The organism is Streptococcus sanguinis SK49, assembly GCF_000212815.1.
In the GTDB taxonomy this organism is placed as follows: domain Bacteria; phylum Bacillota; class Bacilli; order Lactobacillales; family Streptococcaceae; genus Streptococcus; species Streptococcus sanguinis_C.
In genome coordinates, this window is the sequence record NZ_GL890986.1 from 131,256 (window position 1) to 148,086 (window position 16,831).

Below are 16,831 nucleotides of genomic sequence, written 5' to 3' on the forward strand. Positions count from 1 at the left end.
GAGGCTATATCTTCCCTCAATTTATTTGCGGTCACGCCTAATCCAACTTAGTAACGCTCACCCTATTCAATTTCTGATTTCATTATAGCATATCAGTCGCAGAATGTAAACCCTTACTTTATTTATATTTCAACAAATTTTAAGCTCTTTCTTTCCAAGAGGTAGCTGTTTTTTGAAGAACCTTGTTGAGCTCATCAATATTTTCAAATCCTGTTGTACGAAGCCACTTGCGAGCTGCTTCTTCACCTTGCTCAATGTAGTCTTTGACACTGCCAGCCCAAGTCGCACGTCCGCAAAGAACGCCATTGAAGTTGGCACCTGACTCATGAGCAAACACAAGAGTTTCTTGGAAGAGTTTCGCAGATACACCAGCACTCAAGTAGATGTATGGCAGATTAGTCGCCTCATCTTGTTCCTTGAAGAAGGCAGCAGCTTGTTCTTTAGTATGCACCACTTCACCAGCACCAAAGCCTTCAACATATTTGACGTTGACTGGAACTTCCACTTTCAAGACATCAATGTTGAAACGTGGATCTGAGAAGACCTTCATGGCACCGATAACCTTGCGTGGCTTCTCTTTCGCGTATTCAGCGCTGGAAGCATCCGTAATCTTTTCATCGTAAGCTAAGATTTCAAGGAAGAAAGGAATATCTTCTGCCACACACTCAGAACCTACACGCTCGATATAAGCCTGCTTTTGCTGGTTAAGTTCTTCGGAGCTGTCTACATCATAGTAAAGGAGGAATTTAACCGCATCTGCACCTTGTTCTTTGATGCGTTTTGCTGACCAAACATCCAGACAGTCTGGCAGGCGCTTGGTACTAGAAGTATCGTAACCTGTCTTTTCATAGGCCAATAGCAAGCCAGCATTCTTGTCCAAAGCTTTCGTAGCAGGCAGTCCATACTCAGGATCCAGCAACATAGATGAGGCATAAGGAGTTAGCTCTTCTGCGACCAAAACTTTCAGTTCTTCCATTTGAGCTACTGTTGGTTCTGCTTCCTGGTGTTGAGCCATGAGACGTTTCAAAGCACCACGTTGGTCAAAAGCCAAGGCAGAAATGATGCCATGCTCATCAGAAAGTTTTTCCATGTACTTACGTTTTTGTTCTGTTAATACCATTCTTTATACCTCTTTTACTGTGATTTGATTGTATAGTCCATCGTAGTTTTCAACGTTGACATGACCAGTCATTTTTTCTTGGGCATTGAGCATGCCCAGAACATTTGCTTTTTTGAGCAGAGAGACATCATCTTCTTGATGACTCAAGGCTGAAGAGATCCCTGCAACAGTTGAGTCTCCAGAGCCAACTGGATTGACCACTTGGATTTTAGGAATATCTACTTTATAGAAAGTATTCCAGTGCTTAGCAAAAGCTCCATCTGCACCGAGTGATACGATGATCCACTCGATTCCATCAAAGAGCGGTTCTGAAAGGACAGCTTTTAACTCATCCAAATCTTTGGAAACTTCGCGACCCAACAACTGAGAAAGTTCCTCATTATTAGGTTTGATGGCAGTTGGTTTGACATCTGATTTGAGTACAGCTTCCAGAGCTGCTCCAGAGCAATCCAACACCACCTTATTGCCAGCTTGATTAGCAATTTCAACCAATTGAATATAATATTCAACAGGTAAACCAGTTGGTAGACTTCCCGAAATGCTAACCACCTCAGCTGATTCCATTAATGATTTAAAATGATGTAAAAAACCATTTGCCTCATCTGCTGTAATAGTCGGACCGGCTTCCAGGATTTCTGTTTGCTTACCTTCGTGTAAGATAGCAATACAGTTTCTCGTATCTCCCGAAATGTTATAAAAGCATTGTCTAACATTAGGATGAAGGTTTTGTGATAAGAACTCTCCATTAGTCCCACCAATCAGGCCCGTCGCAGCAACATTATCTCCAATTTCTGCCAAGACCCTGGTTACGTTGAGACCCTTTCCACCTGCAGTTTTAATGACTTCTGCAGCGCGATTAACAGTATCAATTTTCAATTCTTCTAAGGGATAGGAAATATCGATAGAAGGATTCATGGTCACTGTAAGAATCATCTAGCTACCTCTCTAATCGTGGTACTCTCCACGATCCCATTTTTCAAGAAATTCTGTAAAGAAGTTGGCATCTGTTTGATGAGCGTTGTGAGTCTCAACATGCTCAATCTTAGCAATTAATTTTTTATTTTCTTCAGTCGGCTTGTACTCCGCATGGATGAAAGCTTCAATGATATCACACATGAGGAGCTCACCAGTAATTTTTCCACCAAAACCAATAACATTTGCGTTGAGTTCTTCCTTAGCATAGAGAGCTGAAGTCATGTCACGTACCAAAGCTGAACGAACACCAGGAACTTTATTTACAGCGTTGTTGATACCGACTCCTGTACCACAGATACAAACACCAAGATCAGCTTGTCCACTAACGACTGCCTCCCCTACTTTTTTACCAAAGATTGGGTAGTGAGTACGTGTATGGTCATAAGTACCAAAATCAAGAACTTCATAGCCTTTTGATTTTAGAAAATCTGAGACTGCCATTTTTTCATTGGTAACGATATGGTCACATCCAATTGCAATTTTCATTTGATTTCTCCTTTTCTTAGCACATCTTGTTGAGCATATCAACTCGGATTTGGTGGCGACCGCCGTCATATTTTCCATTGACAAAGCCTTTGGCAATGTTCTTAGCTAGTCCTTCACCAACGATTTCAGCTCCCATTGTAATCATGCGAGAGTTGTTATGACCACGAGTCATGTAGGCAGAGCGTTCATCTGAGACTTCTGCCGCAACCATGCCTTTGATTTTGGTCGCTACCATGAATGGACCAGCTCCATAAGCGTCAATGACAATACCAAGATTCTCCTCTTGTTTATTCACCTCAGCCGCAACTGCAAGGGTCACATCAACAAAATCTTGACCTTCTTTCGTCACATCCACCACTTCAAAGTTTTCTCCGACGAGAAAATCCTTGACCACATCTTTCAGCTTGCTTCCAGCAGCATCTGCTCCAATAATAATTGCCATGAGCATTCTCCTTTGTTTGATTTTTTGCACAGAATATTGTTTACAAAAAACACTTTCTGTTTCCTATAAGCATACTATACTCCTTTAAAAGTTATTTGTCAACATATTTTTGTTTATTTTAATCAAAATATTTTTAAAGATGATTAAAATAAACAAAAAAAGCCCTAAAAAGAGCTTTTTGATAATTTTTTCATCCATTTAAAATAAACTAGGAAATAATCTTGGTATAAACTTCCAGTTCTTCCTGAGCATTTTCAGACATCTGGTCCGTGATAACAGCTGTAATATCTGCCAAAGGACAGATAGAAGTGAAATCTTCCTTGCCAATCTTTGAAGAATCAATCAGCAGGTAGGTCTCTGTCGAGCGCTCCAAAGCTAGCTTCTGGGTGTAGGCTTCTTCAAAAGAAGAAGTCATAATCTGACCATTTTTGATACCATTGCCGCTGAAAAACATCTTGGTAAAATACATCTTGTCCATGATGGCATTGGTCATCTCACCAACAAAGGCTTGAGTCGCTTCCCGCATCTCCCCACCAAGTAGAAAGACTTTGAAGGTATCCGACTTCTTCTTCAAAAGATCGTGAAAAATCGGAAGGCAGTTGGTAATCACGCGCAGATGCTGATTGCTGATTTCCTCAGCTAGCACTTCCACAGAAGTCCCAGGTCCAAGAAAAATAGTGTCGCCATCTTCAATCAGCTCCACAGCCTTCTTGGCCACAGTCCGCTTGGCCTCGATATTCTGATAAAGCTTCTCTTCATGAGGGATTTCTCTATACTTGAGGTGCTGATTACTCTTAGCCCCACCGTGAACACGAGTCAGCAGCCCTTTACTTTCCAACTCTATCAAGTCCCGCCGAACCGTCATATCAGATACCTTCATAGTCTCCACAATATCCGCAACCGTCACCGTTCCCGCTCGATCAACCAGCTTAACTATTTCGTCTTGTCTCTGATTTTTACCCATACTTTATCCTCTCTATACATTGGTTTTGTTTATTATAACTCATTTTTCTGTTTTTTTCTATATTTTTTGTTTGTTTTAAACAAAATAGAAGGTTTGTGATATGGTATCGGACATAAAAAAGCACCTCGCAATGATCTGCAAGATGCTTTTATACTACATATATTTTTAATAAAAAAGGATAGCAAAAATTGCCACCCAATTTAAAGGTAAATCTTACCCCCAAAACTTTATTATGAAATCCCATCTGCTTTTATTATCCTACTTCTTCTGATCCAAAATCGCAGTTCCCAGACTAATAACAACCAGAAAAGCTGCTAATAAAGGGTTAAGTGGAAAAAGAATGACAACTAAAAGCAGCAACAACGTAAGTGATGCAATTTTCACTGTTTTCATAATATAACTCCTAAAACTTTTTCAATAGAAATTATACACATATATATATAGTTTGTCAAGCGATTTCACAGTTTTTTTATAGTTTTTTTCTTTAGGAAAAAAATTCTCTAACTACTGCTTATAATAATATTCGTCAGCAGGTGCATTTCCTATGTTTTGACCGAATAATAATCTTGGCTTAGCTTCATCAGATTCATCACCATATGGATTTCTAAAACCGATTTTAAATAAAGCAATCATTGCTCCAGTATTACCTGCACGTATATTGAGTGTTGGAAACTTAGCATTTGAAACAGAATTTGGAGAAATAGTCTCATTTCTGCTTGTTTTTCCACCAGAAGTTATGGTTACTTCTTCACCACGCCCATTTTTCCAAACTCCAGCTAAAGATTCAAAATCACCCTTCATAATAGCTTCCACATCTAAATCATGCTGCAGAATAGAACCATCTGTATTATTCAGAGATCCATCTTCATTTTCCTCAGTAGTTCCGAAAAAATCATTTTGGTTGGCAAAAACCATTTCATGATTTGGGTTACCATCAGACATCGTAATAGTAACCAGAGGATTCTGCTTTTCTTTATACTTGAAAACACGAACTGTTATGGTAAAATCTGTATTCCCATCTGATTTTTGCATCTTGTCTGATGCAACTAAAGTTCCTCCTTCCGTCTTCCATTCAGTGGTAAACCGAGCGGATACTACTCCATCTGGAGTTCTATAGCTAATTTCCCATTTTTTCTCACTTCCAGTAAGTTGAGCCTTTTCACCGGTATTAGCAATATAATCTCCTACAATACTTATTCCACTTTCTGAATTAGTAGAATGTGCAGATGAACTGGATGTAAATGACATCACTTGTTTTTCATCAGTTCTCTTTTCCACCTTAGAACCAAAGAGGAAAAAAATCGTTACACCTATAATTATTATCATTATTGTACCAATTATATATAAAAGTTTAGTCCTGCCCCACTTATTCATTACTTGACATTCCTCCGGTTTCAAACTTTTATTATTAGTATACTCTATTTCATTCTCTTAGTAAAACAGATGAATGAAAATCTCTCACATATAGTAATCTATCCAAGCTATTATTTTGCCTTTTCTCAAAAATTTCTAAAGAAAAAACCGCTTATGCGATTTCTTCTCTCTATATATAAGATAAACTTATTTCGTATTATCAATCAACTAACAAAACCGTTTTAAAATCTCTTTTATCCAATCAAACTGCCATTTGGGACCTTTTCATCCACAGTAAGGAGAGTCAGTTGGTCACCGTGTTCAGCTGAGAGAATCATACCTTGGCTGATACGGCCCATCATTTTGCGCGGTTTGAGGTTGGCTACGATTTGGACTTTCTTGCCGACCAGTTCTTGCTCATTTGGATAGTATTTAGCAATGCCAGAAAGGATTTGGCGGTCCTCACCATCACCTGCATCCAAACGGAACTGAAGAAGCTTATCCGAGCCTTCAACTTTAAACACCTCTTTGACTTCTGCGACACGGATTTCCACCTTATCAAAGTCGTCAAACTTGATTTCCTTGCGGTTAAGTTTGAGCTCGACTTCTTCTGGATTCCATTCTTTTTCAACCGCAGGTTTGTTGCCTTCCATTTGTCCCTTGATATAAGTAATTTCTTCTTCCATATCCAGACGTGGGAAGATTGGTGTCCCTTTCTCTACAACTGTCAGACCTGCTGGGAGTTGGTCAATTGCTAGATTTTCCAGAGAAGCAGCTTGAGGCAAGCCAAGTTGACTGAGGACAGCCTTGCTCGTTTCCATCATGAAAGGCTCAATCATGTGGGCCACAACACGAAGACTGGCAGCCAAGTGGCTCATAACACTTGCAAGTTGATTGCGGAGGGCCTCATCCTTAGCCAAGACCCAAGGAGCAGTTTCATCAATGTATTTATTGGTACGAGAGATAAGCGTCCAGACTGCTTCTAGGGCGCGTGGGTAGTCTACCGCATCCATGTATTTGTAGTAGTCATCGATAGATTGAGCTGCTACCTGAGCCAGAGGTCCGTCAAAGTCTGTCACATTTTCTTCATAAGTTGGTACTTGACCGTCGAAGTACTTGTTAATCATGGAAACAGTACGGTTGAGGAGGTTCCCAAGGTCATTAGCTAACTCATAGTTGATACGACCTACATAGTCCTCAGGAGTAAAGGTTCCGTCTGAACCAACTGGAAGACTGCGCATGAGGTAATAACGCAGGGCATCCAAGCCATAGCGTTCTACCAGCATTTCAGGATAGACCACATTGCCCTTGGATTTGGACATCTTGCCATCCTTCATGACAAACCAGCCGTGAGCAATCAAGCGGTCGGGCAGCTTAATATCCAGCATCATGAGCAGGATTGGCCAGTAGATAGAATGGAAACGCAGAATGTCCTTGCCCACCATGTGGAAGACTGTTCCATTCCAGAATTTATCGTAGTTAGCATGATCATCCTGACCGTAGCCAAGTGCTGTCGCATAGTTGAGTAGTGCATCAATCCAGACATAAATAACGTGTTTAGGGTTAGATGGTACCGGCACGCCCCAAGTAAAGGTCGTCCGAGATACAGCTAGGTCTTCCAGACCTGGCTCAATGAAGTTTTTCAGCATTTCATTGAGACGTCCGTCTGGTGTGATAAAGTCTGGATGAGATTTGAAAAATTCTACCAAGCGGTCTTGGTACTTGCTGAGGCGCAGGAAGTAAGACTCTTCTGATACCCACTCCACTTCATGTCCAGATGGCGCAATTCCACCAGTTACTTTCCCATTTTCATCACGGAAGACTTCTGCCAGCTGGCTTTCTGTGAAGAATTCCTCATCTGATACAGAATACCAGCCTGAATATTCACCCAAGTAGATATCATCTCGGGCTAAGAGTCGTTCAAAGACATCGGCTACAACCTTTTCATGGTAGTCATCGGTCGTCCGGATAAACTTATCATAAGAAATATCCAGCAGTTTCCAGAGTTCCTTGACCCCAACCGCCATACCATCTACATAAGCTTGAGGACTGATACCAACTTCTTCAGCTTTTTGCTGAATCTTCTGTCCATGCTCATCAAGACCAGTCAGATAGAAAACATCGTAGCCCATGAGACGCTTGTAACGAGCTAAAACATCACAAGCAATGGTCGTATAGGCAGACCCGATGTGGAGCTTACCAGATGGGTAATAAATAGGTGTCGTAATATAAAACGATTGTTTCTCAGTCATTTTTTAATCCTTTCAAGGCTAATGAAACCTTTTTTGATAGCACTTCATTATATCATATTTTGTTAAGTTTGCGAAAAGACATTCATTTACAATAAAATCAATTAAAAAACCTAGAAAATATTCTAGGTTTAATAGGTCACAACATTCAAGTTGCCACTTTCATACTCTGCGATGAAGATATTCGAAATATCGGTGTATCCATCTTTAGCCAGTCTCTCCACCAGCCACTCTTCTGTTTTGTCAATAGACTCTAAAATATCAATCTGGACAACACCATCTGTGATAAGGGGATATTTAGGATTCTCTTCACCAGCCTGTACGATGATGAGTTGGCCGTTTTGCTCCAAAACTGCTCGCTTGACCTGCTTGAGCTGGAAAATACCTTGGCTGCGCAACTTCAAAGCTACATCTGCTGCTGAAAGACCAACAGAACGGCAGGCTTCAGGACTCAGTTCTCCATGCTTAATCAACGTTGTCGGCTTACCATCAATCAAATGCTTGACCGCACGGACATTGTTATTGAGCCACTTCAGGCTTAAAACCAAGATGGTCCACATGATGAGAATGACTGCATACTGAAGAATGTTAATGGAGCTATTGTAAATCACCCCACCGATAATACCACCAAGGACATAGTTTTGAATCTGGTCGATCGCTGAATTTGGCGCCAGATTGCCTTTTCCCGTCACATTGATGACAAAAACGAGTGAGAAAAGCCCCAGCGCTAGTTTAATTAGGATTTCAAGAAAATTCAATGTCATTTTTCAACCTCCACTATTTCGATATCTGTCGTCTTATGCAAGTCAATTTTTTCAAGCAGATATTTATCCGGCTCACTGCCGCTCATAGCCCGATAAAAGTTTTTTCCGACCTTCAAAATCGCTCCATCCGTCGCGGCTGAAGTATTGACATAGACCTCCGACTTATCTACACCCAAGTCTTCTGAAATGACCTCAATAAAATGCAGAGAGGTTTGAAACTGGTTGTTAGAGTCTTGGTCAGTCTGAAAATTGCTAATGCCAATCAAGACCATGGCCACCAAAGCCAAAACAGAAATGATGGCTAGTTCCCGGAATTTTGAATCACGCTTATTGCGATAGGCCTTAAAAGCAAAAAATCCTGTCACAAGCAGCAACAAGACAGAAAGTGCAACTGTCACCCAGTTTTGCTGACTAATCTGACTCAAAACATAATCATAAGAATAGAATTTCATGGCTTCCCCCTATTTTTTCTCGCTATATTATAGAAAAATTTTCATCTTTTTTCAAGCTTTCTTACAATCACTTTGCTATAAATCAGTTCTAAATTTTGTTATAATAAACTCAGCAAACTTCTACTAGAAAAGGAAATTTTATGAAACTCATCTCTTGGAATATTGACTCTCTCAACGCTGCATTAACCAGTGATTCTGCCCGTGCTCAGCTTTCTCAGGCTGTCCTTCAAACCTTGCAAGCAGAAAATGCAGATATTATCGCCATTCAGGAAACAAAACTGTCTGCGTCTGGCCCGACTAAAAAACACTTGGAGATTTTGACAAATCTTTTCCCAGATTATGAAAACACTTGGCGCTCCTCCCAAGAGCCGGCCCGCAAAGGCTATGCGGGAACCATGTTCCTCTACAAAAAAGAACTGACACCAACCGTAACCTTCCCAGAAATCGGCGCTCCGTCAACCATGGATGTCGAAGGCCGCATCATTACGCTGGAATTTGACGGTTTCTTTGTCACTCAAGTTTATACGCCTAATGCTGGCGATGGCCTCAAACGCTTGGATGACCGTCAAGTCTGGGATGCCAAATACGCTGAATACTTGGCAACACTAGATGAACAAAAACCAGTCCTCGCTACTGGCGACTACAATGTGGCCCACAAGGAAATTGACTTGGCCAATCCAGCCAGCAACCGCCGTTCACCAGGCTTTACTGACGAAGAGCGCGCTGGCTTCACCAACCTGCTGGCTAAAGGCTTCACCGATACCTTCCGCCACTTACACGGCGATATCCCTAACCAATACACTTGGTGGGCGCAGCGCAGCAAGACTTCTAAAATCAACAATACAGGCTGGAGAATCGACTACTGGCTGACAAGCAACCGTGTAGCTGACAAGGTGACCAAGTCTGATATGATTGACTCCGGTGCGCGCCAAGACCACACACCGATTGTCATGGAGATTGAGCTCTAAGGAGAAAACGAATGGACTATCAAGCTGTCATTCCCGAATTTGTGGTATCCAACATCGAAAAGTCGCGCCACTTCTACTGCGACTTGCTGGGATTCTCTGTCGAATATGAGCGTCCAGAGGAGAAATTTCTCTTCCTCTCACTTGAAGACTGCCAACTTATGCTAGAAGAAGGCAGCGTAGAAGAATTAGCCCAACTAACCTATCCTTTCGGGCGCGGTGTCAATATTTCCTTTGGCATTGAAGATGTCCCTCAGCTCCACCAAAAACTGCTGGAAGCAGACTACCCCATCCATCGTCCGCTGACGAAAAGAGAATTTCAAGTGGGAGATAGCTTTATTTATCCCCATGAATTTGCGATTTTGGATCCAGATGGTTATTTTTTAAGATTTAGTGAATAAGAAAGCGAAGTCATTAGACCTCGCTTTTTAAATGTCTTTAAAGTTATAAAGTTGCGGATAGTGATCGCACTCGGGATTTTTAGGGTGACAGATGGCACGTCCAAAGTAAATCATGGCCTGATGGGCTGGCAGCCAACGTTCAGGTGGAAGGACCTCCATAACTCGCTTTTCTACCTCAAGTGGCGTTGCCGACTTTTTAACGATATCATGGTGCTTGCAGATGCGCTCCACATGGGTATCGACAGCAAAGGCTGGAATACCAAAGCCCACACTCATGACTACATTGGCCGTCTTGCGACCAACACCAGCTAGACTTTCCAATTCCGCCCGCGTTTGTGGTACTTGACCGTCAAAGTCGTCCAAAAGCTGCTGGGCGCATTTCTTCAAAAACTTGGCCTTGTTACGATAAAGACCTAGGCGGGAGATGTGTTTAGCAATGTCTGCTTCACCAGCAGTAGCCATATCCTGCGGAGTTGGATAGGCTTCAAACAGAGCCGGCGTTGCCTTATTGACCGCAGCATCTGTCGTCTGAGCCGACAGCATGACCGCTACCAAAAGCTCAAAGTGATTGCGAAAATCCAGACTGGGCTTGGCATCAGGAAAAAGAGCAATAATCTCTTCGATGACATGACGAGCCCGTTTTTTTGATAAAACCATGATTCTTCTTTCTAAGATTGAGATAGATTTATTATATCATGAAAGGAAGAAGCTTCCAAAAATCATGATTGAGAAAGCAGCTGGTCTTAATACTTTACAACCCCAACTCTCCATATGCCTTTCGGTAGCCAATCTGCAAGATTTGGTTATCTTGAACCAAGAGCGGTCGTTTAATCAGCATGCCGTCTGTCGATAATAAATCAGCAGCTTCCTGAGCAGACAAATGCGGCACCTTTTCTTTGAGACCTAGCTCACGGTATTTGAGGCCGCTGGTATTGAAAAAAGCCTTGATCTCAAAATCAGAATTCTGAATCCAGTCTAGGAGTTGGTCCCGGCTAGGTGTATTTTGGACAATATCCACTGCCTCAAAATCCACTCCTAATTGATTGAGCTCAGCCTTGGCCTTGCGGCAGGTAGAGCATTTTGGGTATTCGATAAATTGTAACATTGTTTTTCCTCCGTCCCTATGATAGCCCAGCTAGCTCCTTCTTGTCAAGCCGAGACTCATTAGAAAAAGCCGACAAGCGAAAGGCTTATCGGCTGATACAGACTTATCCCCTAGGGAACTATAGTCTGTTTTTTATTATTTCTTAATCAAACGCACGCGCACAATATTATCGCTATTTTCAAATTTATCAACCAACTCCTGAATCTTGCTTTCGTCTGACTCATCCAAATCCAGCAAGGTATAAGCATAATCACCTTTAGAGCGGTTGATGATATTGTCAATATTGATATTCAAATCACTGACCGCTGTTGAAATCCGAGCCACAATATTCGGTACATTTTTGTTAATCAGGGTAATCCGATAAGGCGCTGAGAGAGCCTGACGGACATTAGGGAAATTCACAGAGTTGATAATCTCGCCCGTTTCCATGAAGCGTCGGATGGTTTTCCCAGCCATAATGGCACAGTTGAGCTCAGCTTCCTCTGTCGAGCCACCCAAATGCGGAAAGACAGTAATCTGTGGATGACGGAGCAGCTCTTCTACACCAAAGTCTGTGATATAGCGCTTGATAACACCAGCTTCTATAGCTTCAAAGAGGGCAGCATTGTCCACCAGCTCACCACGGGCAAAGTTGATGAGAGTTGTTCCCTTTTGCATAAGACCAAAAGCCTCCTGATTGAAAGTAGCGCGTGTATCCTCAGTTAGAGGCACATGGATAGTGATATAATCACTCTTCTCAAAGATTTCCTTAATGTCTGCTACCCGTTTGACATGGCTAGAGATATTCCAAGCTGTTTCAATGGATACATAAGGGTCATAACCCAGGACATTCATCCCCAGACGATAGGCATCGTTGGCAATGCGGCCGCCGATAGCTCCTAACCCTATGACTCCCAGAGTCTTCTCTGCAATCTCTGTCCCAGCAAACTGCTTCTTACCAGCTTCCACTTGCTTGGGAACATCGTCACCAGAAAGACCGTTAGCCCAACTGTTAGCTGCGATATAGTCACGAGCAGACAGGAGAATGGAAGCCAAGACCGCTTCTTTCACCGCATTGGCATTAGCTCCTGGTGTGTTGAAGACCACAATTCCCTGAGCCGTTGCCTGGTCGACAGGAATATTATTGGTTCCTGCGCCTGCCCGCGCAATGGCTTTGAGCTTGCTTGGAAATTCCTGTCCATGCAGGTTTTGACTGCGCAGGATATAAGCGTCTGGATTGTCAGACTTATCTCCGTCAATCTGAAAAGCATTGCCCAGCTCCTTAAGCCCGATTTGATTGATGTTGTTAAAGGTTTTGACACTAAAGACCATAGTTTCCCTCTCTTAAGAATTTTCTTCTTCAAATTTCTGCATAAAGGCAATCAAGTCCTTGACACCTTGAAGCGGAAAGGCATTATAGAGACTAGCTCTCATGCCGCCTACGCTGCGGTGCCCCTTGATATTCTTGAATCCCGCTGCTGCAGCCTCTTTGTTAAATTTGGCGTCCAGCTCTGAGCTAGGAGACACAAAGGGAATATTGGCTACTGAGCGCTGCTCCTTGTAACGGACTGGACTGCGATAAAAGTCAGACTGCTCAATGAAGTCGTACAAAAGGCCAGATTTTTCACGATTGCGCTTTTCCATTTCTGCTACACCACCTAGCTCCTTGACCCACTCAAAGACCAGCTTGGCCATATAGATGGCAAAAGTCGGTGGTGTATTGTAAAGAGAGCCATTGTCCGCCTGAATGCGGTAATCTAACATGCTAGATAGAACTGGTTCGTCATCCAGCAAGTCTTCTCGGATGATGACAACTGTCACGCCGGCAGGTCCGATATTCTTCTGAGCCCCAGCATAAATCAAACCAAAATCCTCTACTCGGTATTGAGCAGCCAGGATATTAGAAGACATATCCGCCACAATCGGCACGCCATTTGTTGCAGGCAGGTCATAAATAGCCGTTCCTTCGATGGTATTATTGGTTGTCAGATGCACATAAGCCGCCTGCGGATCAATCTCCTTTTCATCAAAAGAAGGAATTTCCGTGTAATTTAAATCCTCTGACGAAGCCAAAAGAATAGGCTCAAATGGAATGAACTTAGACAGCTTGACTGCTTCAGTGTAAGCTTTCTTTCCCCAAGATCCAGCCACTAGGTAGTAGGCCTTGCCGCCTTGGGCTAGATTAAGGGGAATCATACTAAACTGAGTAGAAGCTCCACCCTGCAGAAAGAGCACGCGGTAATTGTCCGGAATATCCATGAGCTCACGCAGCAAGCTCTCAGCTTCTTTGATAATATCGTCAAATTCTTTGGATCGGTGGGACAGCTCCATCACACTCATGCCACTTTGGGCATAGTCTAAAAACTCAGCCTGAGCTTTTTTCAAGACTTCCTTGGGCAATACTGCCGGTCCAGCAGAAAAATTGTAAATCGTCATATCCTACCTCCAAAATTTATTTTGTATATCATATCACAAAGTTTAGAAAATATCTATTTTATTTCAGAAATCTAGCACTTTTTTAGCCAATTCCCGAACATTGTTGAAATATAGATAAGCAAAACCAACTGTCTAATTAAGGTAACAAAAAAATCCTGAGTTTAGGTCAGGATTAAATAGTCTTACTAAAAAGCTGAGTTACGCTTTTTCCAATTTTAAAACAGACAACTGGTTGTATTGAGAAAAGTATCTGAGCTTCTATCAATTCTTATTTTCATGATACACCGCATAGAGCTCGCTCTTGTTCCTGCCGTATTTCTTAGCTATGTTCTTGATGGCATGATTTTTTTTGCTGCCGGCTTCAACTAAAAGATCAATCTCAGCTAGGATCTGCTCTTGAGATATGTCTTGAAGAGCATCTTCTTCCGCCCCAGCTACAATCAAGAGACACTCTCCTTTAGGCAGATGTTCTGCTGTATAGGCCAACAGCTCTGAAATCAGCCCTCGCTGATACTCCTCGTGAATCTTAGTCAACTCGCGCACCAGGACGACTTTGCGATCACCATAAACTGCCAGCATGTTTTCCAACGTAGCCCGAACCCGATGAGGGGATTCGTAGAAAATCTGGGTCTCAGGATAGGATTTTTTGCTAGTGAAAAATTCCTTCTGCTGGCCAGCCTTTCTAGGCAGAAAGCCATAGAAAATATGCGGTTGGGGAGCCAAGCCGCTGGCAATCAAGGCTGTTATTCCAGCGCTAGGGCCAGGAATCGGCACTACAGTAATTCCAGCTTCTAGCACTGCCTGAACCAAATCATGACCTGGATCAGAAATACTGGGCAGACCAGCATCCGAAACCTGAGCTATATCATTTCCGCTTTGAAGCATGTCTAAGAGAACTGGGATTTTCTCCTTGGCATTGTGCTCGTGAAAACTGATTTGCTTGGTCTCAATCCCAAAATGCTTAAGCAGAAGGCCCGTATTTCTCGTATCTTCAGCCGCAATCCTGTCGACCTCTTTCAGGGTATTGACCATACGGATGCTCATATCATCCAGATTGCCGATAGGAGTCGCGACCAGATAGAGTTTGCCGTAGGCAGTTTCGCCCTTAAAACTTTTTTGAACCTGCATCACTACTCCCTAAATAATAACTCATCGCAGAACATGCACTCTGCGTCATTCTCCCGGCGCTGACCATAGAAATCCGTACAGACATGAAAGCCGTCATAGTAAAGCTTACGCAGATTATCTCGGTTTTTCTTGGTCTTGGTCGGAGCTTCCTTCTCCACCTCTCCCAAGCGCTCCCTCAACTTGTCATTTTCCAGATGCAGAGCAATATTTTCCTCTACCACACTCTTGAGATTTTTCTTGACAGCCTCCACCTCAGCAAGGGTCACTAAAAGCGTCTGTGAAAAATCATCCAAGGCGTCAAATAAGTCTTTTTTATCCATTTTATACTCCTGTGCTGCCTCTTTTTACTTTCCTTTCAAAGTCATATATTCTAAAGCGTTTTGAAAAGATACGTTGGCTCGCCACATCTTCCGAGCCAGCAAAAGCTGCTCCAAGGCCTGTCGACCGCTCTCTGTTGCTATCTCTTTATAAAATAATACTTCCAAGAGCTTGAAGACCTGTTCCTGCTTTTCCTTATCATCAGCCAGCTTTGCCAGACGCGAAACCTGCAGAAATGCCTGACTGGTGCGAGTCTGAAAATCCTTGACAAAGCGCTCGCATTCGCTGACTAATTCAAAAAAGGCATTATTATGAGCCAAGCTAGCCGCTTCTGACTGAGTCTGACTATAAGCAGCTAGCAGCTCCGCTCGACTTTTAATCAAGCCATCCTGTTCCAAACTGTGCTGCAGAGCAGCTGTATTTTTCAAAAAATGATAAACCTGAGTCCGACTTCGAATCGTCGGCAGAATCAGCTGTTCATCAGCAGTCAGAAGAAAGATATAAATCTCACTCTGCGGTTCCTCAATGACTTTGAGCAAGGAATTGGCTGCATTGACGTGCATCCGATCCGCCTCGCAGATAATGAAAACCTGCCGACTACCTTCTAAACCACTTTGAGAGAAGTTTCGGACCAGCTCCCGAACCCGGTCTGTTTTGATAATGTTATTAACTGGTCGCACCACAGTTACATCAGAAAAATCTTCTTCTGCAATCAAACGGCAAGAACGACAGGACTGACAAGGCCAGACGCCTTGCTTATTCTCACAAAAGAGACTCTGGGACAGGATTTGGGCCATTTCAAAACTGCCAAAAGCTCCGGTAAACAAGTAGGCGTGACTAAGCCGCCCCTGTTCCAAAATATGCTGAAACTGCTCAAACAAGCTGGGTTGGCTTTGCTGTAACTCTTTTATCTTCATGACGGATTCCCGAATCGTTCCTGAATGATGGCCAAACTATCAGCCACTACCTTATCCAAAGGTTGGCTGGCATCTACCTTGACAAAGCGCTCAGGCTCCTTGTCAAGAATCGCCAAATAGCCCTGCCGAACCCGCTGATGCAGGTCTAAACCCTCCAGATCAAGCCGATTCACCTCTCGGCTCTCGTTTCTAGCAATCCGCGCCAGCCCTTCTTCCACATCAATATCAAAATAGAGGGTCAAATCAGGCTTGAGTCCATCTGTTGCAAACTGATTGAGCCATTCAATATCTGCCACATCCAGACCTCGTCCGTAGCCCTGATAGGCAACTGAACTATCTATAAAACGGTCCATCAAGACAAGCTTTCCTTGCGCCAAAGCTGGCAAAACCCGCTCAGTTAAGTGTTGGCGGCGGCTGGCAATGTACAGCAAGAGCTCAGTCTTAGCATCCATAGCCGTATGACTAGGTTCCAAAATCACTTCGCGGATAGCCTCAGCAATCTGGACGCCACCTGGCTCCCGCGTCGTAATAAGACCAGTTCCATAATTTTTCAAAAAAGGAAGCAAGGCTTCCAACACACTCGACTTTCCAGCCCCTTCTGGGCCTTCCAGCGAAATCAAAATACCATTTTTCATCTTTACCTTGAATCTCTAACTTCTATTTTTTGTTCTTTATAAGAAAATGCAGATAAGACTTGCCCTAAAGCTTGATATAAGCCACTGTTGAAGCATGTCCAAACAGCTGAGCAGCCTAACAAGAACCGAATTCGTCAGCTCA

20 protein-coding genes are annotated in these 16,831 nt (G+C 42.9%); 2 read left to right on the forward strand and 18 right to left on the reverse strand.

Annotated elements, in window-relative coordinates; genetic code table 11:
• Nucleotides 1-139: 139 nt before the first annotated feature.
• The 10 genes from lacD to HMPREF9380_RS02650 form a co-directional block, all read right to left on the reverse strand.
• Nucleotides 140-1,120, reverse strand: coding sequence for a tagatose-bisphosphate aldolase (gene lacD, locus HMPREF9380_RS02690; protein ID WP_004193024.1), 981 nt, complete (start codon nt 1,118-1,120; stop codon nt 140-142).
• Nucleotides 1,121-1,123: 3 nt separating this feature from the next.
• On the reverse strand, nt 1,124-2,053 hold the full coding sequence (locus HMPREF9380_RS02685; RefSeq protein WP_004193026.1) for a tagatose-6-phosphate kinase: 930 nt from the start codon (nt 2,051-2,053) through the stop codon (nt 1,124-1,126).
• A gap of 12 nt (nt 2,054-2,065) precedes the next feature.
• Nucleotides 2,066-2,581: a galactose-6-phosphate isomerase subunit LacB gene (gene lacB, locus HMPREF9380_RS02680; protein WP_002894723.1), complete on the reverse strand. Its 516-nt coding sequence runs from the start codon at nt 2,579-2,581 to the stop codon at nt 2,066-2,068.
• Between the two features lie 16 nt (nt 2,582-2,597).
• A complete protein-coding gene (lacA, locus tag HMPREF9380_RS02675; protein WP_009659075.1) occupies nt 2,598-3,023 on the reverse strand; it encodes a galactose-6-phosphate isomerase subunit LacA in 426 nt (141 codons plus the stop codon).
• Between the two features lie 208 nt (nt 3,024-3,231).
• The gene (locus HMPREF9380_RS02670) at nt 3,232-3,987 is read right to left on the reverse strand and encodes a DeoR/GlpR family DNA-binding transcription regulator (protein ID WP_004193029.1); all 756 of its coding nucleotides are present in this window, start codon (nt 3,985-3,987) and stop codon (nt 3,232-3,234) included.
• Between the two features lie 258 nt (nt 3,988-4,245).
• A complete protein-coding gene (locus tag HMPREF9380_RS12120; protein ID WP_004193031.1) occupies nt 4,246-4,380 on the reverse strand; it encodes a hypothetical protein in 135 nt (44 codons plus the stop codon).
• 111 nt (nt 4,381-4,491) lie between these two features.
• Nucleotides 4,492-5,361, reverse strand: a complete 870-nt coding sequence (locus HMPREF9380_RS02665) for a DUF6287 domain-containing protein (protein ID WP_004193033.1) — start codon at nt 5,359-5,361, stop codon at nt 4,492-4,494.
• A 233-nt stretch (nt 5,362-5,594) separates the two neighbouring features.
• A complete protein-coding gene (gene metG / locus HMPREF9380_RS02660) occupies nt 5,595-7,592 on the reverse strand; it encodes a methionine--tRNA ligase (protein ID WP_004193034.1) in 1,998 nt (665 codons plus the stop codon).
• A 128-nt stretch (nt 7,593-7,720) separates the two neighbouring features.
• On the reverse strand, nt 7,721-8,353 hold the full coding sequence (locus HMPREF9380_RS02655; RefSeq protein ID WP_002916954.1) for a DUF421 domain-containing protein: 633 nt from the start codon (nt 8,351-8,353) through the stop codon (nt 7,721-7,723).
• Nucleotides 8,350-8,805: a DUF3290 family protein gene (locus HMPREF9380_RS02650; RefSeq protein WP_002897090.1), complete on the reverse strand. Its 456-nt coding sequence runs from the start codon at nt 8,803-8,805 to the stop codon at nt 8,350-8,352. The genes HMPREF9380_RS02655 and HMPREF9380_RS02650 overlap by 4 nt, the downstream gene beginning before the upstream one ends.
• A 140-nt stretch (nt 8,806-8,945) precedes the next feature.
• Between HMPREF9380_RS02650 and HMPREF9380_RS02645 the strand changes: the two genes are divergently transcribed.
• The gene (locus HMPREF9380_RS02645) at nt 8,946-9,773 is read left to right on the forward strand and encodes an exodeoxyribonuclease III (protein WP_004193039.1); all 828 of its coding nucleotides are present in this window, start codon (nt 8,946-8,948) and stop codon (nt 9,771-9,773) included.
• An 11-nt stretch (nt 9,774-9,784) separates the two neighbouring features.
• Nucleotides 9,785-10,171: a bleomycin resistance protein gene (locus HMPREF9380_RS02640; RefSeq protein WP_004193042.1), complete on the forward strand. Its 387-nt coding sequence runs from the start codon at nt 9,785-9,787 to the stop codon at nt 10,169-10,171.
• 27 nt (nt 10,172-10,198) lie between these two features.
• Here HMPREF9380_RS02640 and nth read toward each other — a convergent pair whose 3' ends face one another.
• From nth to tmk, 8 genes are all read right to left on the reverse strand, one after another.
• Complete coding sequence (nth, locus tag HMPREF9380_RS02635; RefSeq protein WP_004193044.1) at nt 10,199-10,828, reverse strand: endonuclease III; 630 nt, start codon at nt 10,826-10,828, stop codon at nt 10,199-10,201.
• A 94-nt stretch (nt 10,829-10,922) separates the two neighbouring features.
• Nucleotides 10,923-11,276, reverse strand: coding sequence for an arsenate reductase family protein (locus HMPREF9380_RS02630; RefSeq protein ID WP_004193046.1), 354 nt, complete (start codon nt 11,274-11,276; stop codon nt 10,923-10,925).
• 135 nt (nt 11,277-11,411) lie between these two features.
• On the reverse strand, nt 11,412-12,587 hold the full coding sequence (locus tag HMPREF9380_RS02625; RefSeq protein ID WP_004193048.1) for a 3-phosphoglycerate dehydrogenase family protein: 1,176 nt from the start codon (nt 12,585-12,587) through the stop codon (nt 11,412-11,414).
• 12 nt (nt 12,588-12,599) lie between these two features.
• Nucleotides 12,600-13,691 carry a 3-phosphoserine/phosphohydroxythreonine transaminase gene (gene serC, locus HMPREF9380_RS02620; RefSeq protein WP_004193050.1) on the reverse strand — a complete coding sequence of 364 codons (1,092 nt, stop codon included), beginning with the start codon at nt 13,689-13,691 and terminating at the stop codon, nt 12,600-12,602.
• A gap of 261 nt (nt 13,692-13,952) precedes the next feature.
• Nucleotides 13,953-14,819, reverse strand: coding sequence for a 16S rRNA (cytidine(1402)-2'-O)-methyltransferase (rsmI, locus tag HMPREF9380_RS02615; RefSeq protein ID WP_004193052.1), 867 nt, complete (start codon nt 14,817-14,819; stop codon nt 13,953-13,955).
• A gap of 2 nt (nt 14,820-14,821) precedes the next feature.
• Nucleotides 14,822-15,139, reverse strand: coding sequence for a DNA replication initiation control protein YabA (yabA, locus tag HMPREF9380_RS02610; protein ID WP_002894690.1), 318 nt, complete (start codon nt 15,137-15,139; stop codon nt 14,822-14,824).
• A 24-nt stretch (nt 15,140-15,163) separates the two neighbouring features.
• Nucleotides 15,164-16,054, reverse strand: a complete 891-nt coding sequence (locus tag HMPREF9380_RS02605) for a DNA polymerase III subunit delta' (RefSeq protein WP_004193054.1) — start codon at nt 16,052-16,054, stop codon at nt 15,164-15,166.
• On the reverse strand, nt 16,051-16,689 hold the full coding sequence (gene tmk, locus HMPREF9380_RS02600) for a dTMP kinase (protein WP_004193056.1): 639 nt from the start codon (nt 16,687-16,689) through the stop codon (nt 16,051-16,053). Before tmk ends, HMPREF9380_RS02605 begins: the two co-directional genes overlap by 4 nt.
• Nucleotides 16,690-16,831 lie beyond the last annotated feature (142 nt).